The organism is Sphingomonas hylomeconis (assembly GCF_025370105.1).
Classification (GTDB): Bacteria; Pseudomonadota; Alphaproteobacteria; order Sphingomonadales; family Sphingomonadaceae; genus Sphingomonas; species Sphingomonas hylomeconis.
Map to the genome: position 1 here is coordinate 23,739 of NZ_JANQBK010000003.1, position 25,106 is coordinate 48,844.

22 protein-coding genes and 1 tRNA gene are annotated in these 25,106 nt (G+C 67.0%); 11 read left to right on the top strand and 12 right to left on the bottom strand.

Annotated features, from left to right (window positions below):
- Positions 1–4: 4 nt before the first annotated feature.
- The 7 genes from NV401_RS03920 to NV401_RS03950 all read left to right on the top strand — a co-directional run bounded on the left by NV401_RS03920 (position 5) and on the right by NV401_RS03950 (position 6,618).
- Positions 5–898: a DUF4198 domain-containing protein gene (locus tag NV401_RS03920; protein ID WP_261293092.1), complete on the top strand. Its 894-nt coding sequence runs from the start codon at positions 5–7 to the stop codon at positions 896–898.
- A gap of 2 nt (positions 899–900) precedes the next feature.
- A complete protein-coding gene (locus tag NV401_RS03925) occupies positions 901–1,866 on the top strand; it encodes an FAD:protein FMN transferase (RefSeq protein ID WP_261293093.1) in 966 nt (321 codons plus the stop codon).
- 32 nt (positions 1,867–1,898) lie between these two features.
- A complete protein-coding gene (locus NV401_RS03930; protein WP_261293094.1) occupies positions 1,899–3,164 on the top strand; it encodes a S1 family peptidase in 1,266 nt (421 codons plus the stop codon).
- Between the two features lie 54 nt (positions 3,165–3,218).
- Positions 3,219–3,668, top strand: a complete 450-nt coding sequence (gene msrB / locus NV401_RS03935; RefSeq protein ID WP_261293095.1) for a peptide-methionine (R)-S-oxide reductase MsrB — start codon at positions 3,219–3,221, stop codon at positions 3,666–3,668.
- Positions 3,665–4,171, top strand: a complete 507-nt coding sequence (gene msrA / locus NV401_RS03940) for a peptide-methionine (S)-S-oxide reductase MsrA (protein WP_261293096.1) — start codon at positions 3,665–3,667, stop codon at positions 4,169–4,171. The genes msrB and msrA overlap by 4 nt, the downstream gene beginning before the upstream one ends.
- A gap of 189 nt (positions 4,172–4,360) precedes the next feature.
- A complete protein-coding gene (locus NV401_RS03945) occupies positions 4,361–5,428 on the top strand; it encodes an oxidoreductase (RefSeq protein WP_261293097.1) in 1,068 nt (355 codons plus the stop codon).
- An 89-nt stretch (positions 5,429–5,517) separates the two neighbouring features.
- Entirely contained in the window at positions 5,518–6,618 is a 1,101-nt protein-coding gene (locus NV401_RS03950; RefSeq protein ID WP_261293098.1) for an NADH:flavin oxidoreductase, read from the top strand.
- A gap of 140 nt (positions 6,619–6,758) precedes the next feature.
- Here NV401_RS03950 and NV401_RS03955 read toward each other — a convergent pair whose 3' ends face one another.
- The 6 genes from NV401_RS03955 to NV401_RS03980 form a co-directional block, all read right to left on the bottom strand.
- Positions 6,759–8,375 (bottom strand): NAD(P)/FAD-dependent oxidoreductase, encoded by a 1,617-nt coding sequence (locus tag NV401_RS03955; RefSeq protein ID WP_261293099.1) that lies wholly within the window; start codon positions 8,373–8,375, stop codon positions 6,759–6,761.
- A gap of 130 nt (positions 8,376–8,505) precedes the next feature.
- Positions 8,506–11,064 (bottom strand): HWE histidine kinase domain-containing protein, encoded by a 2,559-nt coding sequence (locus NV401_RS03960; RefSeq protein ID WP_261293100.1) that lies wholly within the window; start codon positions 11,062–11,064, stop codon positions 8,506–8,508.
- A gap of 187 nt (positions 11,065–11,251) precedes the next feature.
- Positions 11,252–11,671, bottom strand: a complete 420-nt coding sequence (locus NV401_RS03965; RefSeq protein WP_261293101.1) for a YbaN family protein — start codon at positions 11,669–11,671, stop codon at positions 11,252–11,254.
- A complete protein-coding gene (locus NV401_RS03970; RefSeq protein ID WP_261293102.1) occupies positions 11,658–12,257 on the bottom strand; it encodes a biliverdin-producing heme oxygenase in 600 nt (199 codons plus the stop codon). Before NV401_RS03970 ends, NV401_RS03965 begins: the two co-directional genes overlap by 14 nt.
- Before the next feature lie 44 nt (positions 12,258–12,301).
- On the bottom strand, positions 12,302–15,892 hold the full coding sequence (locus NV401_RS03975; protein ID WP_261293103.1) for an ABC transporter permease/M1 family aminopeptidase: 3,591 nt from the start codon (positions 15,890–15,892) through the stop codon (positions 12,302–12,304).
- Between the two features lie 5 nt (positions 15,893–15,897).
- Entirely contained in the window at positions 15,898–16,806 is a 909-nt protein-coding gene (locus NV401_RS03980; protein WP_261293104.1) for an ABC transporter ATP-binding protein, read from the bottom strand.
- Between the two features lie 104 nt (positions 16,807–16,910).
- On the opposite strand from NV401_RS03980, the gene NV401_RS03985 reads away from it, so the two are divergent.
- The 3 genes from NV401_RS03985 to NV401_RS03995 all read left to right on the top strand — a co-directional run bounded on the left by NV401_RS03985 (position 16,911) and on the right by NV401_RS03995 (position 19,647).
- A complete protein-coding gene (locus NV401_RS03985; RefSeq protein ID WP_261293105.1) occupies positions 16,911–17,945 on the top strand; it encodes a lactonase family protein in 1,035 nt (344 codons plus the stop codon).
- A 116-nt stretch (positions 17,946–18,061) separates the two neighbouring features.
- Complete coding sequence (locus tag NV401_RS03990) at positions 18,062–18,616, top strand: hypothetical protein (RefSeq protein ID WP_261293106.1); 555 nt, start codon at positions 18,062–18,064, stop codon at positions 18,614–18,616.
- Positions 18,617–18,642: 26 nt separating this feature from the next.
- Positions 18,643–19,647, top strand: coding sequence for an OmpA family protein (locus NV401_RS03995; protein WP_261293107.1), 1,005 nt, complete (start codon positions 18,643–18,645; stop codon positions 19,645–19,647).
- A gap of 142 nt (positions 19,648–19,789) precedes the next feature.
- On the opposite strand, the gene NV401_RS04000 is transcribed toward NV401_RS03995, so the two are convergent.
- The 6 genes from NV401_RS04000 to NV401_RS04025 form a co-directional block, all read right to left on the bottom strand.
- A tRNA-Arg gene (locus NV401_RS04000) sits at positions 19,790–19,866 on the bottom strand.
- Positions 19,867–19,915: 49 nt separating this feature from the next.
- On the bottom strand, positions 19,916–20,296 hold the full coding sequence (locus tag NV401_RS04005) for a hypothetical protein (protein ID WP_261293108.1): 381 nt from the start codon (positions 20,294–20,296) through the stop codon (positions 19,916–19,918).
- The gene (gene nth, locus NV401_RS04010; protein WP_261293109.1) at positions 20,289–20,960 is read right to left on the bottom strand and encodes an endonuclease III; all 672 of its coding nucleotides are present in this window, start codon (positions 20,958–20,960) and stop codon (positions 20,289–20,291) included. Before nth ends, NV401_RS04005 begins: the two co-directional genes overlap by 8 nt.
- A 10-nt stretch (positions 20,961–20,970) precedes the next feature.
- On the bottom strand, positions 20,971–21,699 hold the full coding sequence (gene dapB / locus NV401_RS04015; RefSeq protein ID WP_261293110.1) for a 4-hydroxy-tetrahydrodipicolinate reductase: 729 nt from the start codon (positions 21,697–21,699) through the stop codon (positions 20,971–20,973).
- Between the two features lie 142 nt (positions 21,700–21,841).
- Positions 21,842–22,894, bottom strand: coding sequence for a potassium channel family protein (locus tag NV401_RS04020; RefSeq protein WP_261293111.1), 1,053 nt, complete (start codon positions 22,892–22,894; stop codon positions 21,842–21,844).
- A gap of 187 nt (positions 22,895–23,081) precedes the next feature.
- A complete protein-coding gene (locus NV401_RS04025) occupies positions 23,082–24,047 on the bottom strand; it encodes a GGDEF domain-containing protein (protein WP_261293112.1) in 966 nt (321 codons plus the stop codon).
- A gap of 245 nt (positions 24,048–24,292) precedes the next feature.
- On the opposite strand from NV401_RS04025, the gene NV401_RS04030 reads away from it, so the two are divergent.
- On the top strand, positions 24,293–24,991 hold the full coding sequence (locus NV401_RS04030; protein ID WP_261293113.1) for an NAD-dependent deacylase: 699 nt from the start codon (positions 24,293–24,295) through the stop codon (positions 24,989–24,991).
- Positions 24,992–25,106 lie beyond the last annotated feature (115 nt).

The following is a 25,106-nucleotide window of genomic DNA, read 5'->3' on the forward strand; positions in this document are numbered from 1 at the left end:
GACCATGCGTCCCATCGCTCGCCGCCTGCTCGCCGCCGCCGCCTTGCTGTCGATCCCCGCCGGTCTTTCCGCGCACCGCATGTGGCTGCTGCCGTCGGGTACGGTGTTTTCCGGCACCAACAGCTGGGTGACGGTGGATGCCGCCGTCTCCAACGACCTGTTCTTCCTCGATCACCAGCCCGGCCGGCTGGACGGAATCAAGGTGTGGCAGCCGGACGGCACGCCGGGCGAACTGAAGAACGGTGCGACCGGCCGCTACCGCTCGGTGTTCGACGTGCAGCTCGACAAGCCGGGGACGTGGAAGATCGGTTCGCAACTGTCCGGCGTGGTCGGCAGCTTCAAGATCGATGGTGTCGAGAAGCGCGTCGGCGGGCGCGGCGGCCCGCCGCCCGGCGCGGGAGGCCCCGGCATGGGTGGGCCCGGCATGGGTGGCGGCCAGCCCGGTGCGGTGCGCCAGCCGCCGCTGACCATCGCCGATATCCCGGCCAATGCCACCGAGGTGAAGCTGACCGAAACATCGAGCCGCAACGAAATCTTCGTCACGGCCGGCGAACCGACCACCACCGTGTTCAAGCCCACCAACCAGGGCCTCGAATTCGCGCCGATCACGCATCCCGACGAACTCGTGGCGGGCGAAGCGGCCAAATTCCGCTTCCTGATCGACGGCAAGCCGGCAGCCGGGATCAAGGTCAGCGTGATCCCCGGCGGCAAGCGTTACCGCAACGAGGAGGGCGGCCGCGAACTTACTACGGGCGCGGACGGCGTGCTCACCGTCACCTGGCCGACCGCCGGCATGTACTGGCTCAACGCCACGACGACCGACACCAGGACCAGCACGCCGCGCGCGACCGAACGGCGCATGGCCTATACGACCACGCTTGAAGTGCTGACCCCCTGAACGTGCGGATCGCGCTGCCGGCGCAGATCGATGGCAGCGCGTTCGCCAGCCACGATCCGGCGGCGCCGATCGTCGCGCTCGACGGGCTGACGATGGGCACCAGCTGGCGCGTGCTGTTCGTGCCGCCGCGGGGAGCCGATACCGGCGTGGTGCAGCGCGCGATCGTCACGCGGCTCGCCGGTCTCGTCGCCGAGATGAGCCATTGGGACAGCGGATCGATCCTGGCGCGGTTCAACCGTGCGGCGGCGGGGACTTGGACCACGCTGCCGCCGGATTTCGCGCATGTCATGGCCGCCGGCCTGCGAAGCGCGGCGCTCAGCGAAGGCGCGTTCGATCCGGCGATCGGGCGGCTGGTCGATCTCTGGGGTTTTGGCCCGCCCGGCGCGATGCCGGCGCCCGACGCGGCCGAGATCGCCGCCGCGCGCGCCGCCTCCGGCTGGCAACGCCTCGATTTCGATCCCGCCGCGCGGCGGCTGCGCCAGCCCGGCGGGGTGGCGCTCGATCTGTCGGGCATCGCCAAGGGCCATGCCGTCGACGCGCTGGCGGATGTGCTGCGCGCGTCCGGGGTCCGCCATGCGCTGGTCGAGGTTGGCGGCGAGCTTGCCGGGTTCGGTATCCGACCGGACGGCGATCCCTGGTGGGTCGATCTCGAAGCCCCGCCCGGCGCAGACCTGCCGCCGCTGCGCGTCGCGCTGCATGGGCTCGCCGCCGCCACGTCGGGCGATTATGCCCGCGGCGCGCATAATCTCGATCCGCGCACCGGCCGTCCGGCGGCGCATGGCGTGGTCTCGGTTAGCGTGCTGCACGCATCGGCGATGGAGGCCGATGCCTGGGCCAGCGCGCTGACCGTGCTGGGGCCGGGCGGTATCACGCTGGCCGATCGGATGGGCCTTGCGGCACGGATCGTCACGGTGACGGGTGGTGCGATGCGCGAGCATCTTTCCGCCGCGCTGACCGCGATGCTCTAGGCGTGCCGCGAGGCGGCTGATACGAGCGGGCCGTGCGTATCCCGATCCTCGCCATGCTGCTGTTCGCCGCCACCGGTGCCGCGGCGCAGACCGCCCCACAGGCGCCGGTGCAGGCCGCGCCGGATAAAGTTGCGGCCGGTCTCCAGCCGCCGGCACCGGTGCGGGAAACCCCCGGCGATGCGCTCGCGCATGACGGCGCCGAATATGCCCGCCAGTTCGGGGTTCCGCGCGACGAGGCGATCCGCCGGCTTGCCGCGCAGGAAGCGAGCGTCGCGGCGACCGACAGACTGGCCGAGACCTATCGCGACCGGCTGGCCGGGATCGTGATCGAGCATCGCCCGGACTATCGCATCGTCGTGCACCTGACCGGCGACCGACCGGTGCGCGCGACGCGGATCAGGGCCGGCACGATGACCGTGCCGGTGACGTTCGAGACCGGCGCGCGCGGCACGCGCGAGCAGGGCATCTGGGCGCTGACCTGGCATCAGGCGGCGATCCGCGCCGCGCTGCCGAGCGCGCCCGGCATCGGCTTCGATCCGCGCAGCGGCGAGCTTGTCGTGATCGTGCCGAGCGCACAGGCCGGCCCTGGCGCCGCAGCGTTGACGGCCAGGCTCGAGGGCATTGCCGGCGTGCCGGTGCAGTTGCGTATCCTCAACCAGGTCGATCGCAACATGGACATGGCCGGCGGCGCGCGGCTGGAAGGCGTGAGCCCGGCGGACGGCAAGCGCTATGTCTGCACCACCGGCTTCACCGTTACCGACGGCACGCGCGATGCCATCGCCACCGCGGCGCATTGCCTCGACCAGATGAGCTATCGCGATCCGCAGGCGGGGCTGCGGCCGCTCGATTATGTCGGGCAATGGGGCTGGGGCTATCGCGACGTGCAGATCAATGCCAGCGCCGCGCCGCTGCCGCCGATCTTCTACAGCGACACGGCCAAGTCGCGCGTCCGCGCGGTCACCGGGCAGCGCACGCGCGCCGGCACGCGCTCGGGCGACTTCGTGTGCCATCGCGGCGAGCGCACCGGCTACAGTTGCGCCTTGGTCGAGCTGACCGATTTCGCGCCGGCGGGCGATATCTGCGGCGGCGCCTGCCTGCCGACCTGGGTCACCGTCGCCGGCCCGACCTGCAATGCCGGCGACAGCGGCTCTCCCGTGTTCAGCGGCGGCACCGCGTTCGGCATCCTGAAGGGCGGCAGCTATCGCCGCGACGGTTCCTGCGCCTTCTATTTCTATATGTCGGTCGATTATCTGCCCGCCGGCTGGACGCTGCTGCGCGGCGCCGATCCTGCTTCGTGACGCTTGTCCTATGCCGTCCGGGTCACCATCTTCAGCGTCGCAATGGAGAAGCCCATGACCAGCTACAGCAAGAATCAGGACGCGATCGCCGCGCTGACCCCCGAGCAATATCATGTGACGCAGGAAAGCGGCACGGAGCGCCCCGGTACCGGCGCGCTGCTCGGCAACAAGGAACCCGGCATCTATGTCGACATCGTCTCCGGCGAGCCGCTGTTCGCCAGCGCCGACAAATATGAATCCGGCTGCGGCTGGCCGAGCTTCACCAAGCCGATCGAGCCCGCCAATGTCGCCGAACTGGCGGACAATTCGCTGTTCATGCGCCGCGTCGAAGTGCGCTCCAAACATGGCGACAGCCATCTCGGCCATGTGTTCGAGGATGGCCCGCGCGATCGCGGCGGGCTGCGCTATTGCATCAATTCCGCCTCGCTGCGCTTCGTCCATCGCAACGACATGCAAGCCGAGGGTTACGGCGAATATCTGAACCAAGTGGAGAATGTTGCATGAGCACCGAACGCGCCGTCTTGGCCGGGGGCTGTTTCTGGGGAATGCAGGATCTGATCCGCAAGCTGCCGGGCGTGGTGTCCACGCGCGTCGGCTATTCGGGCGGCGAAGTCCCTAACGCCACCTATCGCAACCATGGCAACCATGCCGAGGCGATCGAGATCGTCTACGATCCCGCGCAGACGACGTATCGCGCGCTGCTCGAATTCTTCTTCCAGATCCACGATCCCTCGACGGTGGATCGCCAGGGCAATGATCGTGGTGCCAGCTATCGCTCGGCGATCTTCTATGCCGATGATGCGCAGAAGGCAGTGGCCGAGGATACGATCGCCGATGTCGACGCCTCGGGCCTGTGGCCGGGCAAGGTGGTGACCGAAGTCTCGCCGCTGGGCGATTTCTGGGAAGCCGAGCCCGAGCACCAGGATTATCTCGAGCGGCTGCCGAATGGCTATACCTGCCACTTCGTGCGCCCGGGCTGGAAACTGCCGCGGCGCGAGGCGGCGTAAGCGCTTTGCAGGGGTGGCATTTGGCCGGTTCCTTGCAGTCACCCCGGAAAACCTTGGCACCGATCCCGTTTGAACATGTGCCTTCTGTTCCCCCGCGAAAGCGGGGGCCCAGGGTGCAGGCGATAACGTTTGGTACCCTGGGCTCCCGCTTCCGCGGGAGAACAGAAGCGTAGATGTGTGAAGGCTAATATGACCCCGAGGATCCGCGTTGCCCTGATCGGCTACGGCTTTTCCGGTAGCACGTTCCATGCGCCGCTGATCCGCGCCGTACCAGGGCTAGAGCTGCGCCTGATCGGTTCCAGCGACACCGCCAAGGTCCATGCCGACCTGCCCGGCATCACCGTCATCAACGATCCGCTGAGTGCCGCCACCACCCCCGATATCGACCTCGTCGTCATCGCCACCCCCAATGACAGCCACGCCCCGCTTGCCGACGCCGCGTTGAGCGCCGGCAAGCATGTCGTCGTCGACAAGCCCTTCACGCTCGACCTCACCTCGGCCCGAGCGCTCACGACGACCGCGACACGACACGATCGCCTGCTCACCGTCTTCCACAATCGCCGCTGGGACAGCGACTTCCTGACCGTGCGCCAAGCACTCACCGACGATGTGATCGGCGCGGTCAAACATTTCGAATCGCATTTCGATCGCTTTCGCCCGCAGGTCCGCGATCGCTGGCGCGAAGGCGATGGGCCGGGCAGCGGGCTGTGGGTCGATCTCGGCCCGCACCTGCTCGATCAGGTCTTGTTGCTGTTCGGCCTGCCCGATCGCGTCACCGGCAACCTTGCGCTGCTGCGTGATGGTGCGCGGTCGGACGATTGGGCGCATGTCGTGCTCAACTATCCCGACAAGCGCGTCGTGCTGCAGGCAAGCATGCTGGTGGCCGGCGGATCGCCGCGGTTCATCGTTCACGGCACTGACGGGAGCATCGTAAAGCAGCGGGGCGACGGGCAGGAGCAGCAATTGCTTGCGGGCATGACGCCCGGCGGCGCAGGCTGGGGTGATGATCCCGATCCGCTGGTCGTCCATGACGGTAGTGGCGGCCGGCGTGAGATCGCGGCGCTGCCCGGCGATCAGCGGTTGTTCTACGCCGGCCTCGTCGCGGCATTGCAGGGGGGAGCGCCCAATCCCGTCCCGCCCGTGCACGCGATCGCGGTGATGGCCTGCCTCGATGCCGCGGCGGAATCGGCGCGGACGCAGCGGTCGGTCGTGCCGTCGCTGACCAATGAGGAGCGCGCCGCTTGGTTTGGCGGCTAAACGCTTTCCATACCTGATAGTCTAAAATTCGCTTTCGCCGTACGATCGGCCATAGTATTCGCGATACCGATCGAACGAGAGGGTATCTAATGACCGCTGAAGCGCTGTTTTCGCCGTTCACCTACAAGTCGCTGAGCCTGAAGAACCGCATCGTCATGGCGCCGATGACGCGCTCGCATTCGCCGGGCGGCGTGCCGACCGATGCGGTGGCGAGCTATTACCGGCGGCGCGCCGCGGCGGATGTCGGGCTGATCGTGTCGGAAGGCACCGGCGTCAACCGGCCCGCCTCGCTCAACGATCCCGATGTGCCGCGCTTCCATGGCGAGCGCGAACTGGCCGGCTGGCAGAAGGTGATCCATGAGGTTCACGCGGTCGGCGGCGTGATGGCGCCGCAATTGTGGCATGTCGGCGCGGTCAAGACGCGGCACGAGAGCTGGAGCCCGCCCGGTGCCTATGACAGCCCGTCGGGCCTGTCCCGCCCCGGCAAGCAATTCGGCGAAGCGATGGCCGATCATGAGGTGTCCGATGCGATCTCCGCCTTTGCGCAGGCGGCGGCGGATGCCAAGCGGCTCGGCTTCGAGGCGGTCGAGCTGCACGGCGCGCACGGCTATCTGATCGACCAGTTCTTCTGGGAAGGGACCAACGCGCGCAACGATCCGTTCGGCGGGCCGTCTTTGGTCGAACGCTCGCAGTTTGCGGCGGAAATCCTCAAGGCCACCCGGGCGGCGGTCGGCCCGGATTATCCGATCATCATCCGCATCAGCCAGTGGAAGCAGCAGGATTATGCCGTGCGCATGGCCAATTCGCCCGACGAGATGGCGGCTTGGCTCGGTACGTTGGTCGATGCCGGCGCGGACATCCTGCATTGCTCGCAGCGCCGCTTCTGGGAGCCGGAATTCGACGGTTCGGATCTCAACTTCGCTGGCTGGGCCAAGAAGCTGACCGGGCAGCCGACGATCACCGTCGGCTCGGTGGGGCTTTCGGGCGAATTCATCGCGTCGTTCGGCGGCGAGGGTTCGGAGCCGGCGGCGCTCGACGAATTGCTGCGGCGGCTGGATCGCGGCGATTTCGATCTGGTCGGCGTGGGGCGCGCGCTGCTGCAGGATCCGCTGTGGGCGACCAAGATCAAAGAAGGCCGGATGGACGAGCTGGAGCCGTTCCGGAAGGAAGCACTGGCGACGCTGTCGTAACGTTGCCCCATATACTGCCGTCATCCTGAACTTGTTTCAGGATCCATCGTGCCACGCGGACGATCGTCCGAGAGGAGGACTGGATCCTGAAACGAGTTCAGGATGACGGCAGTGGGAAGGGGGCCCCGCCGCCGTGAAACTCAGGCGCCGCCGATATTTAGCGCAACCGCCTCGGCCACTTTGATCCCGTCCACCGCCGCCGACAGGATCCCCCCGGCATAGCCCGCCCCTTCGCCCGCCGGAAACAGGCCTGCGGTATTCACGCTCTGGAAATCCTCGCCGCGGGTGAAGCGCACTGGTGACGAGGTCCGCGTTTCTACCCCGGTCATCACCACGTCGGGATGGTCGTAACCCGGGATCATGCGACCGAACACCGGCAGCGCCTCGCGCATTGCCGTCACCGCGAAATCGGGCAGGCACGCAGCCAGATCGGTCGGCGTTACCCCCGGCTTGTACGACGGTATCACCGATCCCAGCGTCTCGGACGCCCGCCCGGCCATGAAATCGCCCAGTCGTTGCGCCGGCGCGGCGTAGCTCGATCCGCCCGCCACGAACGCTGCCGATTCCCATTGCCGCTGCAGCGCGATGCCCGCGAGCGGGTGGCCGGGATAGTCGCGCGCCGGATCGATGCCCACGACCAGCCCGGAATTGGCGTTGCGCTCGTTGCGCGAATATTGGCTCATGCCGTTGGTCACCACGCGCCCCGGCTCGGACGTCGCCGCCACCACGGTGCCGCCCGGGCACATGCAGAAGCTGTAGACCGTGCGCCCGCTCGCGCAGTGGTGCGACAGGCTGTAATCCGCAGCGCCCAGGATCGGATTGCCTGCGCAGGGGCCGAAGCGCGCATCGTCCATCCAGCTTTGCGGATGTTCGATCCGCACGCCGATCGAAAACGGCTTCGCCTCGACATGCACGCCCTGCGCGTACAGCGCCTCGAACGTATCGCGTGCGCTGTGCCCGATCGCCATCACCACATGGCTGGCCTCAAGATAGCCGCCATCCTGCAGGTGCAGCCCGCGCACCCGCCGCACGCCGCCGCCGTCGGTCGCGATATCCAGGCCATTCACGCGCGTCGAAAAGCGGTATTCGCCGCCGAGCGCCTCGATCGTCTCGCGCATGCTCTCGACCATCGTCACGAGCCGGAACGTGCCGATATGCGGATGCGCCTCGGTCAGAATCTCCGCCGGCGCGCCGGCCTTGACGAATTCGGTCAGCACCTTGCGTCCGAGATGGCGCGGATCCTTGATCTGGCTCCACAATTTGCCGTCGGAGAAGGTTCCCGCGCCGCCCTCGCCGAACTGAACGTTGGAATCGGGATTGAGCACTGCCTTGCGCCACAGGCCCCAGGTATCCTTGGTCCGCTCGCGCACCACCTTGCCGCGATCGAGGATGATCGGCTTGTAGCCCATCTGCGCCAGGATCAATCCGGCGAACAGGCCGCACGGCCCGGTGCCGATCACCACCGGGCGCGGGGCATCCGCCGGTGCCTGTGCGACGAAACGGTAGCGCGTGTCGGGGGTGCGCTGCACGCCGCGGTCCTTCTTGAACCGCGCGAGCACCGCCTCCTCGTTCTTGACGTTGACGTCGACCGAATAGACCAGGAGAATATTCGCCTTGTCGCGCGCATCGTGCGCGCGTCGGGCGACGACGTGCTTGATCAGGTCGCGCGGCGAGATGCGCAGGCGTTTGCAAATGGCCGCGGGGAGATCCTCGTCGGCATGGAACAGCGGCAGCGTCAGTTCGGTGATACGGAGCATCGCCGCGCCTTAGCGGCTCGCGGCGCGCGACGCCAATATGCCGGGCGGATCCCGGCACGCCGCCGCCGCCAGGCCGCGGCGATTATCGCCTGGTTCGATCGCTATCGCCAGCCGCGCCCGGCGACCGGCCTCAGTGCCGCCCGGCGAGCGGCCCGGCGGCAGTGATCGCGGCGGCCAGCGTGACGATGCTATAAGGTTTGAAGATCACCGCGATCTGCCGCAGATCGTCGGTAACATCGAGCGCGTCGCCATAGCCAGTGGCGAACACGAACGGCACCTGGCGCGCGCGCAGCTGCTTGGCGACGGCCACGCTGGTCTCGTCGCCCAAATTGAAATCAAGGACCGCGAAATCGATCTCGCGCTCCTCGATCAGCGCCAGCGCCCGATCGACCGAGGGCGCGGTGCACACGTCCTGCGCGCCGAGCTCGCGCAGACTGTCCTCGCAGTCGAGCGCGATGATCATACTGTCCTCGACCAGCAGCACGACGCAACCCTCCAGCGCGCGGCCGCGCTCGGGCTCGACATGCGGGAGCGCGTCGGTCGCCACGGCGTCGGGCAGGATCGCACCGACGAAGCGCGCGGGAATCGCAAACGCCGCCTCGAACCCGGTGACCGGAAAGGCGGTCACGGCGCTGCCGCCAAGATCGTAGGGGATCGACTGTTCGATGATCGTCGAGCCGAAACCCTTGCGCGTCGGCGGCGCGACGGGCGGACCGCCTTCCTCGCGCCAGCGGATCGCCAGGGTGCCGTCTTCCGCGATATCCCAAGCCAGCGTGACGCTGCCGCCATCGCTCAGCGAGCCATATTTGGCGGCGTTGGTGACCAGTTCGTGCACCACCAGGGCAAGCGCGGTGAAGGCCGTGGGATCGATCAGGACGTTGGGGCCGTCGAGCGCGATGCGGTCGCGCTTGGCGCCGAGATAGGCGTGCGTCTCGGTCAGGATCAGATCGATCAGCCGCGCCGGCGCCCAACGTTCGGCGGTCAGCTGGTCGTGCGCGCGGGCCAGTGCCTGGACACGATCGTCAAGCGTCGCGACGAACGCGTCGGCAGACAGCGCACTGTCGCGCGTCTGCGAAATGAGCCCGCGGATCAGCGACAGGATGTTGCGCACGCGGTGATTGAGCTCGGCAATCAGCATCTCCTGATGCTCCTGCGCACGCAGCCGATCGAGCGTTGCCGAATCGGACAATTGCAGCACGATCTCGAGCAAGGCGACGCGCAGCGTCTCGGCAACGATCAGTTCGGCCGGGGTGAAGGGCAGCGAGGTGCCGCGGACCAGTTCCGACCAGGTCTCGAAGCTCTTGCGCGGCGTCAGCCGTGGCCCGTTGGGGCCATGGACGATCTCCTTGGCAGGATTGCCGGCCCAGCGCACCGCGTGCAGCCGCTCGGTGCGAAACAGGATGACGTAATCGCGCGGCGAGCGCGACAGCGGTATCGCCAGCATGCCCGCCGCGAGATGCGCGAACGCGCCCGCCTCGGGCAATTGCGCGACGATTCGATCGGTGGCGAAGATCTGGCTGGCGGACAGCAGGTTGAGCCGATCGACGATCCGCGCAAACTGCGCGGCATCGGGGGCGAGCCCGCTCAGCACGATCTCGCCATCGATCGACACGCCGACTCCGTCCGCCGGAATCGCGCCGAAGATCATCTCGCCGAGCCAGGCGACGTTCTTCAAGCGGCTGCCGTCGCGCGCCGCGGAGGTCATCAACTGATCGGCGATCAGACGCGCGCGCTGCTCATATTCGCGCGCGATGCGGCGCTCGCGGCTTTCCAGCATCATCGAGAACATCCGGCCGAACAGTTCGGCTGCGCTGCGCAGCGCGAAGCCGGGCAGGCGGGGGCTGTAATGGTGACAGGCGAACAGCCCCCACAAGGCACCGTCGACGATGATCGAGATCGACATCGATGCCTGGACGCCCATGTTGCGCAGATATTCGATATGGATCGGCGATACCGCGCGCAGCACCGAGATCGACTGGTCGAGCGGTTCGCCGCGCAAATCTTTGCTTGGCAGGATCGGCACCGCTACCGCATCGACATCGGCGATGATGCGGAAGACGCTGCGCAGATACAGCGCGCGCGCCTGCGTCGGAATGTCCGACGCGGGGTAGTTGAGCCCCAAAAAGCTGTCGACGCCGCTTCTCAGGGCTTCCGCTACCACCTCGCCACTGCCCACTGCATCGAAGCGATAGACCATTACGCGATCGAACCCGGTCAACGCCCGGATCTGGCGTGCGCCTTCGCGCAGGAAATCGTTCAGTTCGCCGATATGTTCGAGTCGCACGACCATCGTACGCACCAGCATCGCGGCATCCAGCGTCTCGCCTTTGACCGGCTCGGCCTCGATCACCAGCGCGCGATCGACGAAATGCAGCGCGACATCAAACAATGGACCGTCATCGACCAGCGCGAGACCGAACATCCGTTCGATCGCATCGCTGCCGCGCAGCTTGGCGGCCATGTTACGCAGCGCATGGCTGGCGCGGTCGCTGAACAAGGCCGCCAGCGGCGTGCCCAGCAGTGCCTCGGGCGGGGTGTCCATGAACTCGGCGATATTGGCCGAGACGCGCGAGATCAGCCAATCGGTGGAAACCGAGATCAGGAACCCGAACGGCTGGATCGTGCCGGGCACATGGATCGGTTCGCGATCGCAATTGGTAATGTCTATCGGCAGGGGGGCATTGGGCATCACGCAAGGGCCGCGACGGGCCGCGCAGCGCGACCGTGCAGGTGTATCGAAGACATGCCCGTTTCCTCACTCGAAGCGGGAGCACATAATGCGTCTCTCAGTCACCGGCTGCCAGAAGCGTTCCGTCGGCGATACGATCACCCTAGGCGTTCGGATCGCACATAGCGAGCGGCCGTATCTGCAGCGATCATCCGGGGTCGATCGGGCGGGGGCGACCGGCGGTCGGGCGCGACACGATATAGGCGGCGCATCCTGCCATCGCCGCCGCGACGCCCAAGGCGAGCAACCAACCGGGATGTGCCCCGAGCAGAAACAGCGCGAAGCCAAGCAGGATGCCGCAGCAGGCGGCGATCTTGCCGCGCCTGGGGATCGCGCCTTCCGCCCGCCACGCCTGCAGCGTCGGCCCGAAGCGCGGATGATCGAGCAGCCATCGCTCCAGCCGCGGCGACGACCGCGCAAAGCAGGCGGCAGCCAGGATCAGGAAGATCGTCGTCGGCATCAGCGGCAGAATCGCACCGATGACGCCGAGCGCGACATTGAGCAGGCCGAGCAGCAGCCAGCCGGCACGCACCATGCGGTTGCCGGGCACCGGCTCAGATGCGCGCATCGACCAAGTCATGGACGCGGATGAACGCGGCCCGGGCACCGGCGACCATACGCGCCTCCTCGGGCGGCAGCAGGGTGAGGGCGTCGAGCGCGGCGGTAAAATCGCGCCAATGCTGCGCCCGCCCTTCGGGATGGCCGGCGAGATGCCGCGCGCCACAGCTGCCGTCGAGCCCGAGCCTGGCCGCCGCCTTGAACAGAAAGGCAGCGCCGAGATTGGAACCCTCGGCGACGTACAGCCAGCCGAGCGCAGTCGGCACGTCGATCGCCCCCTCTGCCGGATCGTCGAATAGCGGCGCGCGATCGGGCAGGGGCAGCGCCTGGCCGAGATCGGCAATGTCCTGCGCGACCTGATCGAGCCGGCGGCGCGCGGCGAGATCGGGGATCAGCGCGGTCAGCGCGGGCAGGCAGTACAGCGCATCGATATCGCGGTGGAACAGATATTGCACCGCGAGAAAACGGCCGTAGCGCGCGCGATCGCCGAACGGATCCGCCGCCATGATGCGCGTGTCGAGCCGCTGATGCGTCTCGCCGGTGGCGGCCTTGAGCCGCCGGGCGCGGCCGTCGGTGATGCCGGGCATTGCAGTCATGATGCCCTATTGTCAGATTCTCGCCGCCGCGTCGAACGGCGGCTTCACTTTATCGTCACCGCCATCACGTTGTCATCGCCGTTGCGATCGACATACATATTATAGGGGTCGATCCCGGCAAAGGCTGGCTTGCGCTTGCTGACGAGGCGCACGGTCTGGACGCCTGAGCGGATCGGGCGGCGTTGCTTGAGGATCACGTCGCCGGCGGCAAAACTGCCGAGGCCGGGGCGCTGGTCGAACAGCCCGACATCGATCGCATCCACCAGTGGCGCGGCCTGTTCCTTGCCCGTGCCATCGGCGTAGGATTTGCGCGCGTCGATCGTCAGCACGGTTTCGTACGTACCGTCTGGCAGCTTGCGGCTGTCCGCCGCCGTCGTCTTGAGATCGTAGATCGTGATGCGATCGGTGAGATCGAGCACCAATTGCCGTTCGGCGGGGGTGCGAGCCAGCGACAGCAGCCCGTCGACCAGATCCAGCGAGCGCGGATAGGGTTTGCCCTTGAAGCGGTAGCGCGCCAGCAGGTCGCGCAGCATCGCGTTGACGCGCGCTTCGCCGAGCCGCTCCTGCAGCAGGTACATAACCAGCGAGCCCTTGCGGTAATGGATATAGCCCTGATTCTCGACGCGATCGAGCGGCACTTCCTCGACCACTTCGCCGCCGCGCGCGCGGAGATAGGAATCGAGTTCGTATTTCAGGAAGCGGCGGATCTTGTCCTCGCCATATTGGTGTTTCATCACCATCAGCGCGGAATATTGCGCCATCGTCTCGACCAGCATCGTGCTGCCCTGCATGTCCGCGCTGATCAGCTGGTGCGCCCAATATTGGTGGCCCAGTTCGTGCGCGGTGACATAGGTCACATAGTCGATCGCGTCGGGATCGCGGTCGTCGGCGATGAAGCCGATCCGCTCCGAATAGGGGATCGTGCCGGCGAACGCCTGCGCGAAGCTGGCATAGCCGGGGAATTCCAAAATCCGCGCGTAATCGAACTGATAGGGACCGAAATTCGCGCGGTAATACCGTAGCGAGCGTTGCATCGCATCGAGCATGCGATCGACGTTGAAGGCGTGCTTGGGATCGTAGAACACGCTGAGCGTGGTACCGTCGGCGATGCGGGTCTTTTCGTCATAAGCGGCCGACTGGACCGAGAAGAAGGCGAGGATCGGTGCGGTCGACACGAACCGTGCGGTGCGGCGCCCGTTCGCGATCATGTCCGCCACCTTGCGGCCCGGCGCGATCGGCACCTGGCCGGCCGCGGTCGAAACGGTGATGTCCGACCGCACCCACGGCGCGTTGAACAGCATGTTGCGTGCCTGTGCCGATCGATCCTCGAGCTTGGGCATGCGCAGTTCGGGGGGCAGGCCATATTTGCGGCGCTTGGCGCGGTCCTGCAACAGGCCGTTCTGGTCCATCCCCAGTTGCGGCGCGAACTCGCCATTCTGCAGGAAGCTGCCATTGCCCACCACGCGCGTATCGTCGGCATTGGCGCGCATGCCGCGCTCCCAGCGCGTTGCCTGGAAGCGGAGCGTGCCGCGCGCGCCCGGCGCGAGCGGCGTGGCGAAGCGATAGATGCGATATTGTACGTCGTCGTCGTCCATCACCAGCCTGGCGCCGGGAATGGTCACCGCGCCCAATGTCGTCTGGTCGTCCATCAGCCGGACATGCAGATCGCGCAAAGGAGCGCCGGTATCGTTGACGAAGGCGTAGCTGCCGCTCGATTCCATCCGGCGCTCAGCGGGATAGAGCGCGACGTTCAGCCGCATGTCGGTCACCGAAGGCTGTTTCACCGCGACATATTTGAGGTATTTCTTCTCATAGTCGGCGAGCCGGCGTTCGCCGTCCTGCGCGGTGCGATACGTGTTGATCACGTTCATGTCGCGGTAGAGATACGCGCCGGTCGCCGCACTGACGATCAGCGCGCCGGCGAGGACCGCGCCGGGCACGCCGATCAAGCGGCGCGGCAGCTGCACGAGGCGCGATTTGAGCCGCGTCTCGGTGCCGCGCCGCCACAGCAGGTGGGCAAACACCCCGAGCGCCAGCGCGACCCCGCCCCAGTACAGCCGCAGCCACCAGGAACGCGCGCCGCCGATCTGGTCACCGTTCATGTCCGAAAGCTGGACCGTCCCGGTGCTGCCATATTGGTATAGCGGATGTTCGTACCCCATGCCGGTCAGCGTGATCGTGCCGACGAGATAGACCAGCATGATCGCCCAGCCGGCATATTTGTTGGGCGACAGCGCCTGCACGAACACCGCGAGGATCGCCAGGAGCAGCGCATCGGCGGTCATCGGCAGCACGTACCAGGCGAGATACTGGTCGAGCGCAAGATCGGTCTGCCCGCGGGTCAGCTGGACGAGGCAGGCGGCGACCACCGAGATCAGCGTGGTGGCGAACAGCACGCCGGTGACCGCGAGGACCTTGGGCACGAGATACGCCCAGTTGGGCAGGGATGTTGCATCGACGATCTCGTGCATCCCGCGCTCGCGATCGCGCCACACCAGTTCGCCGGCATAATAGATCGCGATGATCAGCGGGATGATCGAGAAGCTGCCCTGCAGCGTGCCGATCACCGCGAAGGTGAGCTGGCGGATCGGCGTGCCGAACATCTCATTGGCGAACAGCAGCCCGGCGACGGCGTTGAACAGCCCGATCGCCAGCAGCACCAGGAAGGCCGGGCTGCGGAACACCAGCGCCATTTCGAAGCGGCAGCGCGCGATCAGCCGCGTCCACGCCGCCCGGTCAGGTTGTGCGGCGGGCAGCTGATCGACCACCACCGGCGGCGTCGCGGCCAGCCGGGCGGTCTTGCGCTGCTGCCGGCGCAGCTTGCGCTTGGACAGGCCGCGCTCGGCAAAGCTGAACCGCGCATAGGCCAAGACGATCGCCAGCAGCCCGACGGCGATTGCGATCAGCCGGTTCCACGCCAGCACGCCGGCAAAGGCGGGCAGGCCGGCATTGGCGTCACTCGCGGTCCAGTAGCGGGTGGTGGTGTTGAACGCGCCGAGGCCGAACAGTTCGACATAGCTGCCGAACGGGCGCCATTCCGGCTTGCTGCGCAGGATCGCGGTGAGCGCGAAATACAGCACCAGGAAGACGACGACGCCGAGATAGGAATACATCATCGAGCGCGTCATCGTCGCCACGGCAAAGAAGATCGCCGAGGTGAGGAACACGTTGGGCAAAGCGAGCAGGAAATAGGCATAGGCGTAGTCCGCCAGCCGGTTGGGCCCCAGCTTCTCGGGATCGACCCAGGGCATCAGCGAGCCGAGCCAAATCGCCAGCGGGATTGCGGCGAAGGCGATCGCCGCGGCGAGGAACGCCCCTAGGAAGCGCGCGAGCAGGTAATCGGTCTTGGTGACGCGCGTCGATCGGACCATCGGCCCGAACCCGCTTTCGTCATCGCGCACGATCACGTTGGCGACGAACGCGGTCGTCACGAACATGAAGAACAGCGACATGATCAGGTGGATGTTGGCGATCGCGACGGGCGCGTTCTTGTGGATGTTGGCGCCGCTGCCGATCTGGATCTGCTCGACCGTCATCGCGCCGAAGGTCAGCAGGAAGAACAGGATCGAGACGGTCCAGAAGACCGGATTGCGCAGCTGGTAACGCAGTTCGAAGCGGGCGATCTGGCCGAACATCGCGCTCAGGCCGCGACGGCGGAGGAGGTTGCTTCGGCCGGCACGCGGCGCGAGCGGGCGAGGGTGGAGAAATACACGTCCTCCAGCCCGCCCTTGACCGCGGCGAAGCCGTCACCCGGGTCGTCATGCGACAGGATATGGATGATCGTGCGCCCGGCAAACAGGCGCGTCGAGATCACTTCGTAGCGCAGCCGGGCCTCGTCGAGCTCGTCGCGGCCGATCGTCTTGGCCCAGACCGAGCCGCGCGTCTGCTCGATCAGCGCGAGCGGTGCGCCTTCGAGCTGGATGCGGCCGGCGGCGAGCACCGCCATGCGCGGGCACAGATCGGCGACGTCCTCCACGATATGCGTCGACAGGATCACGACGACATTCTCGCCGATCTCGGCGAGCAGGTTGAGGAAGCGGTTGCGCTCCTCGGGGTCGAGCCCGGCGGTCGGCTCGTCGACGATGATCAGGCCGGGATTGCCGATCAGCGCCTGTGCGATGCCGAAACGCTGCCGCATGCCGCCGGAAAAGCCGGCAATGGCCTTTTTGCGCACGCTCCACAGATTGGTCTGGTTGAGCAGCGTTTCGACCGTTTCCTTGCGCTCGCGCGCCGCGGCGATGCCCTTCAGCACCGCCATGTGATCGAGCATGTCATAGGCCGATACGCGCGGATAGACGCCGAAATCCTGCGGCAGATAGCCCAATGTCTCGCGCAGCGCCTCGGGATGGGCGATCACGTCGATCGCGCCGAACCGGATGCTGCCCGCCGTCGGCGTCTGCAACGTGGCGACGGTGCGCATCAGCGTCGACTTGCCCGCGCCGTTGGGGCCGAGCAGCCCGAACATGCCGTTCGGCACGCTCAGGCTGACATCGTCGAGCGCGCGCGTGCCGTTGGCGTAGACATGCGTGACATGGGCGAGCTCGAGCATGGGGGACCCTTTCGCGAAAAGAGCCTGGATCGTACCGAGTGTATTGTGAATGTAAAGCACCTACTTTGCGCTATCGTGCTGGAACTGCGGCGTTATGGCGGGGCATGGCGACGATCGACCTTATCGTGGGCAGTTATGCCGGTTCGGGCGGGCACGGCCTCTATCCGCTGCGCTACGATCCGGCGGCGGACCGCTGGACGGTGGGCACGCCGGTCGCGTCGATCGTCGATGCCTCGTTCGGGCTGCGCGCGCCGGGCGGCAAGACCTATCTGATCGACGAACATGCCGGCACGCTCGCCAGCTATGCGTCCCATGACGAGGACTGGCGACGTTTGTCCTTGGCGGAGACCGGCGATGCCGCGCCCTGCCACCTCGCGCTGCACCCGTCCGGCCGCTGGCTGGCGGTGGCCAATTATGGCGGATCGGTCGCCGTGCTGGCGCGCGACCCGCTGCGCGGGCCGATCGCGCTGCATCGCCTTTCCGGGCACGGCCCCGATCGCGCGCGGCAGCAGACCGCGCATGCCCATTGGGTGGGCTTTGCCGCCGACGGCACGCTATTATGGTGCGCCGATCTCGGCACGGACCGGATCCTGGCTTTTGCGTTCGACACGGCGACCGGGGCGCTCGGCCCGCTGAGCATCGCCTATGCCGCGCCGGGTGGCTCGGGGCCGCGCCACCTGCTGTTCCATCCCGACATGCCGATCGTCTATCTGGCGAGCGAAATGGCCGCGACGCTCACCGTGCTGCACCGCGCCGGGCCGACCGGCTTCACCGCCGGCGTGATCCGGCCAACCTCCGCCGGCGCAGTTGCGGGCAATATCGTCGGCGGCATCGCGCGCAATCGCGCCGCCGATCGGCTCTATGTGGGCAATCGTGGCGCCGACACGATCGCGGTATTTGCGCTCGATGCCGCGGGAGATCCGACGATGCTCGAGGAAGTGCCAAGCGGCGGTCGCTCGCCGCGCTTCCTCTTCGTGCTCGATGCGGTCGCGCGCTTGCTCGTCGCGCACGAGGGCGGGGAGACCGTCACGGCCTTCACGATCCGGCCCGGCGGCCGGCTGACCGATCCGGTGGCGCTGCCGATTCCGGGGGCGGCCTTCATCGACTTCGCGCCTCCCACATCCTGCGCTGGAAACTAGGTAAGCGGACGGGGCGCTGACCGCGGGCACCGCGGGGCGTCGCACGGGCTGCTCGGAGCAATCGTGCGGTTGAGGCATTCTAAGCTTTGCCCATTTCGTTTCGATGGAGATGCCGAATGACCGTGCCCAAGCTTGCCATATCCCTCGCTTTCGCAGCAGCGCTCACGGCCTGCCAGCAACCCTCGGCGCCCAAAGCGGATGGCGATGCGGCCGGCAATGCGGTCGTACCCGCTGTCGCGAGCGCCCCGAATATGTGGAATGGCGGCCAGGCCAAGCCACTCGACATTCAAGTCGCCCATCCCAATGGCGCGGTCCTGCAACTGACCTCGCTACAGTCGCGACCGACCGACACCGTCGTCGGCATCCGCGTGATCAACGGCCGGGACCAGGATATCGACCTCAATCGCTATAACAGCAGCCGCGACGGTTACCTGCTGCTCGACAGTGGCGAGCGGCTGTATCTGTCACCGCCATCGACCAATATGCGGCTATCGATTCCGGCGGGGCAGACCTTCGAGGGAGAGCTCGTGTTCTTGGGCCGAATGCCCGCGATCAACAGCGCCGTGCTGGTACTGAACGAGGACGGTTCGAGGGACAACCAGAATACCGCGACACCGGGATTCCGCATCGATCTGCCGCTGGCGACTGGGCAAGCGGGAGCGCGCCGGTGAGCCGGGGCGTCGCCCCGATCGCGCTGTTGCTTGCGCTGGCGTCGTGCGACAATGGGTTGGTCAGTTTTGGTGGCGCAGGCCAGCCGATTGATGCCCAGGCGGTCCACCCCAATGCGACGGTGCTCCAGGTGCTGTCGCTGACGCGATCGGGGGACCGTAGCGCTGTCGCGATCCGCGTCATGAATGGCCGGGAGCGGGACATCAAGCTGAACGCCGGCAACGAGCAGAGCTACCTGTTGACCGAGAGCGGCGAAAAATTGCTGCTGGTCCCCTCGGCCACGACGCCCGATCTGGCCGTACCGCCGGGCAAGGCGATGGACGGCATGATCGTTTTCGCGGGTAAATTGCCCGCGTCGGGCACGGCCACATTGATCTTCAACGGCAATAGCAGCCGCGACAGTCTCTACACCGCGACTCCGCGCTTCGAGATAGCGCTGCCGCTGGATAGCGCAGGCGGCGGCGCCATTTCCGATCAGTCGGCGCTGTCGAACATGCGGGAATTGCCCGCGTCCCGCATTGGCCCGGCGACCAATGGCGGATCGCAGCTTGGTGCCGCCGGTACGGCCACGAGCAGCCTGTCGGCCGCCGAAAAGCTCAAGTCGGCATTGGGCGCGACCGAAAGCGACCGCGGAACGATCGTGTCCCTGCCCGGTGACATCACCTTCGACTTCGACAAGGCGACGATCCGCGCCGAAGCCGAGCCGACCCTCGCCAGGCTGGCGGAATTGATCGCCGCGGGCGCGGCCGGCCCGATTGCGATCGAGGGTCACACCGATGCCAAGGGCGACGACGCCTACAACAAACGACTTTCCGAGCAGCGCGCGGTGGCGGTGAAGGACTTTCTGGTCGGCAAGGGCGTCGATACGGCGCGCCTGCGCACGATCGGCCTTGGCGAACTGCGCCCGATCGCGCCCAACGCGAAGACTGACGGCAGCGACGATGAAGCGGGCCGCCAGCGCAATCGCCGGGTCGAGGTCATCCTGCCCAAGGTCCCGGATGCCAAGGCCGCGTCGTCGCCCATGGCAAATTAGGCCTTCGGCTACCGCTCAGGCTGGGGCTCGACCGGCCTTGGATAGCCGAACGGTATGCAGACACGGCTTGCGTGGCATAGGATCGCACCGCTGCGGCGCGGGCGCCGACCCGCAAGAGCCGGTGCGCAGTGATAAACGGAACTGGTGCACCCGACTGGATTCGAACCAGTGGCCTCTGCCTTCGGAGGGCAGCGCTCTATCCAGCTGAGCTACGGGTGCTGGTGCAGATCAAGCGGGTAGCAAAGCTCTGCGGCTGACGCCAGCCTGTTTAGCGACGGGGCCGTTTTGCCAGCGTGACCGGCTGGAACGGCCCCAGGCCGCAACTCGGGCCACGCATCACGCCGGGGGATCGCAGCACGGTAATGATATCGGCAGAGCAGAGCTGGCTGAGCGAGGTCTGGTAGCTGAAGCTTTCCTCGAAGCCGAGGCCGGGGCAGCCACCCGGCAGCGTGGTACGGTAGACCTTGCCGCCGTTCATCTCGAAATCGATCACATGATCGTTGCGGACATGGCTCTGGCGGATGTTGCGCAACGGGATGCAACTCTCCGGCTTGCCGACGGGCGTGGCGGTGGGCAGCACCTGGCGGTCCCGCGCCGCGCCGGGCGCGGCGGCGGCGATCACCAGAAGAGCGAGCAGAACCTTACGCATCCTTGGTCTCCTTGGACGCAGCACTCTTGGGCGCGGGCGTCTTGGGCTTGAACGCACATAGATCGCGAACGATGCAGCGCCAGCATTCCGGCGTTCGCGCCTTGCACGTATAGCGGCCGTGCAGGATCAGCCAATGGTGCGCATGGACCCGGAACGGGCCGGGCGTGACCTTGTCGAGCACGAGTTCGACCGCGAGCGGCGTCTTGCCGCGTGCCAGGCCGGTGCGGTTGCCGACGCGGAAGATATGCGTGTCAACCGCGAACGTCTCCTGCCCGAAGGCGACGTTGAGCACGACGTTCGCCGTCTTGCGCCCGACGCCGGGCAGCCGCTCGAGCGCGTCGCGCGTCGATGGCACCTCGCCGCCGAACTGGTCGACCAGCAGCTGCGACAGCGCGATGACGTTCTTCGCCTTGGTGTTGAACAGGCCGATCGTCTTGATATGCCGCTTGAGCCCGTCCTCGCCGAGCGCGAGCATCTTGGCGGGCGTATCGACCTCGGCGAACAAGGCGCGCGTCGCCTTGTTGACGCCGACATCGGTGGATTGCGCGGACAAGGCGACCGCGACGACGAGCTGGAACGGGTTGCCGTATTCCAGCTCGGTGACGGGATGGGGATCGTCCTCGGCGAGGCGCCGGTAGAAGTCGAAAACGTCCGCCTTCTTCATGCCGCCGCGATCACAGGCCGAGCACTTCGTCCATCGTGTAGCGCCCGGGCGCCTTGCCGACGAGCCACAGCGCGGCGGTGATTGCGCCCCTGGCGAAGATCGCACGATCCTCGGCGCGGTGGCCGATCTCGATCCGCTCGCCGGTGCCGGCGAAGATCACCTGATGATCGCCCGCGACCGAGCCGCCGCGCAGTGACGCGAAGCCGATCGTACCCTCGCTGCGCGCGCCGGTGAGCCCGGCGCGGTCCGACACACGGCTTTCGGCGAGCGTGGTGCCGCGGCCGGCGGCGGCCGCTTCGCCGAGCAGCAGCGCAGTGCCGGATGGCGCGTCGACCTTGTGGCGATGATGCATCTCGACGATCTCGATATCCCAATCCGGGCCGAGCGTGGCGGCCGCCTGGCGCACCAGTTTGGCGAGCAGGGTGACGCCCAGGGACACGTTGCCGGTCTGCAGCACGGCGATATCGGCGGCAGCGGCGTCGATCAGGGCGTGGTGCGCCGGCGTCAGGCCCGTGGTGCCGATCATGATCGGCGTGCCGGCCTGCCTGGCCGCCACCAGCGTCGCGTCGAGCGCGGACGGGGCGGAGAAATCGACCAGCACGTCGGCGTCGCGCGCGAGCGGGGCGGGATCGCCGCCGGCATCGATCCCGCCGACCAGCGTGCCGCCCATATCGGGTATCGCATTGGCAAGCGCTTGCCCCATCCGTCCGGCGCTGCCGATGATGCCGATTTTGGTCATGAGGTGAACGGTCCGGACTGGCTAAGGTTGGTCAAGGGGTGGGCGGGGGGCGCATCCCGGCGGGCCGGCAATGCGGGCGATCCCCGAACAGGGTGCTGTCTCGATCCTGCTGCCACAATATGGTGCTGCAGGAACAGCCCTTTCATGCCGCGGCGACCGGGCGATCGCTGCGCGGCTCGCCGCGCGGGACGATCTCGACCAGCGAATCGCCGGCCTGCAGCGCCTTGGCCTCGGGCTCCCAAAAGCCGTGGCAATCGCCGTTGCGATACAGGCGTACGCCGAGCCCGGTGGCGAGTGCGGCCAGCGGCCGGCCGATTTCGTCCGGCGTCACCGCGCGCTCGCGCAACGAGACGCGCCCGTCCGACGCGGCGAGATCCGCCATATAATCGGCGATATGTGGACCGTGGGTCGATCCGGCAAGCAGCAGCCCGGCAAAGCTGGCCGGATTGATCACCGTGTCGGCGCCGGCCTGATGCGCCAGCGGCTCGTTGTCGGCGGAGCGTATGATCACGCTGATCGATACGCTCGGCGCGACACGGCGCGCGGTGAGCACGATCAGAATCGAGGTGTCATCGCGCCCCGCGGCAACGATCACCGCCTTGGCATGGGCGATCTTGACCGCCTCCAGGCTGGCGTTGCGCGTGGCATCGGCCAGGATCACCGTCATGCCGCAATCCTTGGCGCGGTCGAGCGCGGCCTGGCTGTCGTCGATCACGACGATCGATTCCGGCGCGGCGCCGCGCCGGATCAGTTCCTTCACCGCCTCCGAGCCGCTGGTGCCATAGCCGATCACCACGATATGGCCGGTCAGTTTCTGCTGGATCACCGTCATCCGCCATTTCTCCCACACCCGCTTGAGCAGGAAATCATAGGCCGTGCCAAGAAAGATCAGCCACACGAACAGCCGGATCGGCGTGACCAGGAAACTGTCGATCAGCCGCGCCTGCGTGCTGACCGGCACGATATCGCCGTACCCGACCGAGGTGATGGTGATGATCGTGAAATAGACCACGTCGGCAAAGCTCACCGCGCCGTCGCTATTGTCGCGCAGCCCGGCGCGATCGAACCAGAAGATGCCCAGTGCCACGCCGATCAGCGCGAAGGCGAGGCCGACGCGCAGCAGCAGCGACAGCCAGGGCGGGGTGCTGCCCTTGCGGTGCAGCGTCAGATGATGATCGGGCTTGCGGGCACGCATGGCGCGGCGTTTAGCGAGGTTTGTGGCGGGGGGCCATGCGTGGTGTGCGTGACGGCGGTGAGCGGCTGCCGTCGCGCTGTGCGATGGAGAGCGCGCCGGCTGCCGGCAAGAGCCTTCGCCGGGTCATCGGCGACGCGATGGATTCGATTGTTCCGCGCAACGCCGTTACGCGACACGCAGGCAAAGGTCAGGTCAGGACGCTCGAGACCGACATAAGGCTGGGCTGGGCGCAGTGATCGTTGGCCGCGGCCTGCCGGCGACCGCCGTCCGGCGCGCCGGCGGTGCGGATCCGGATGGCGCCGCCCTCGTTCTTGGCTTCGTACATCAGTCGGTCGGCGACACCGACCTGGGCCTTGTCGACACCGGTTTCGCTCAGGTCCAACATCAGGGCGCCGATGCTGCAGCCCAGCGCGAACGGCAACGGCATGCAGTTCATCCGCCGGTGCAGCGTCTCGGCGAGCCGATAGCCCTCGGCTTCGCTGTCGACCGGCAGGAACAGCAGGAATTCGTCACCCCCGATCCGCGCGAACACGTCGCCTGATCGAAGCAAGTCGCGCACACCGGTCGCGAAGGCCTGTAGCGCTTCGTCCCCCGCGGCATGGCCGTGGCGGTCGTTGATTTGTTTGAAGCCGTCGAGATCGACATAGGCGAGTATGCCCCATGCCCGATGCCTCGCGGCCACAATGGCGTTGTCATAAAAGGCCTGCTCGTTGACGAGACCGGTCAAGGGATCGCTGCGTGCGCGATGCCATTCGTGATCGTGCGAGCGACGCGCGCCGGACATCAATACGATGATGATCGTCACGGCCAGGATGCGCATCGCCATGTTCCAGACGATCGCGGTGTGACCGAGCGGATAGGCATCCAAACCGTTCGCGGCGAGCGATACCGCCACACAGGCGGCGCTGCTCAGCGCGGCTTCGCGCCCCCCCAAGGTCCAGGCGGGCATGCAGACGATCAGCAGGTAGATCGGGCCGAACCACAGCGTATTTCCTGTCGCCCAATCGGCGAGTCCGGCGATGACGATGGCTGCGGCAGTCACGGTGCGTGCATGGGGGCGCGAAAGCGCGGTCGACCACGCAATCAGCGCGTCCAGCCGGTCATGCCCGTGCCAGGCGGGCGGCATCGTCTGGGGGGACAACGGCAAATTCATTTTGTTGCCGTAACGATGAAAGGGTGAAGCTTGTGTTAAGAATGGCTCATCGCTGCAAATCGAGGAACAGGGGCGTCATTTCCCACGGCCTCGTATGGCGATTTCTTGGTATTGGCGCCAACGCGCACTGATCGAGATCTGGCTCCATCGGGCTGAAAAGCTGCTGCGCAGAAAGCAGGACATATATCGAACCGCGCTATCGTGGCCGATTGGCAGAAGTCGCGACGCCGGCTTAGATGACCGCCATGCGTGACATCGAAAACATCGTCATCCTGACCGGCGCGGGCATTTCCGCCGAAAGCGGTATCGCCACGTTTCGGGGGCCCGGCGGATTGTGGGAGGGGCACCGGGTCGAGGATGTGTGCACGCCCGAGGCGCTGGCGGACGATCCCGCGCTGGTGCACCGGTTCTACGACCTGCGGCGCGCGGCGCTGGCGGGTGTCCAGCCCAATGCGGCGCATGTCGCGCTGGCGCGGCTGGATGCGGCGTGGAAGGGCGATCTGCTGATCGTGACGCAGAATGTCGATGATTTGCACGAGCGCGCCGGCGCCAGGCGGCTGCTGCACATGCATGGGGAACTGAACTCCGGCTTGTGCGCGGCGTGCGGGGATCGACGGGCATGTACCGGGGCGATGCCGCCGGGAACGGCGTGCGGTGCGTGCGGTGCGGCAGCGGTGCGGCCGGATATCGTGTTCTTCGGGGAGATGCCGTACGCGATGGAGCGGATCGATGCGGCGCTTAAGGACTGCGACCTGTTCGTGTCGATCGGCACGTCGGGCGCAGTGTATCCGGCGGCGGGGTTCGTGCAGACCGCGCGCTATTACGGGAGCCGGACGCTGGAGCTCAATCTGGAGCCGTCCGGCGGAAGCGTGTTTTTCGGCGAGACGCGGCTGGGGGCGGCGGGTGTGCTGGTGCCGGATTGGGTGGAAGAAGTGCTGGCTTGATCCTCCCCGGAACGGGGAGGTGGCAGCCGTAGGCTGACGGAGGGGGTGGGCCGGCAGCGCGGCGGCTGCGTTACCGGCCCACCCCCTCCACCACGCGCTGAAGAAGCGCGCGGTC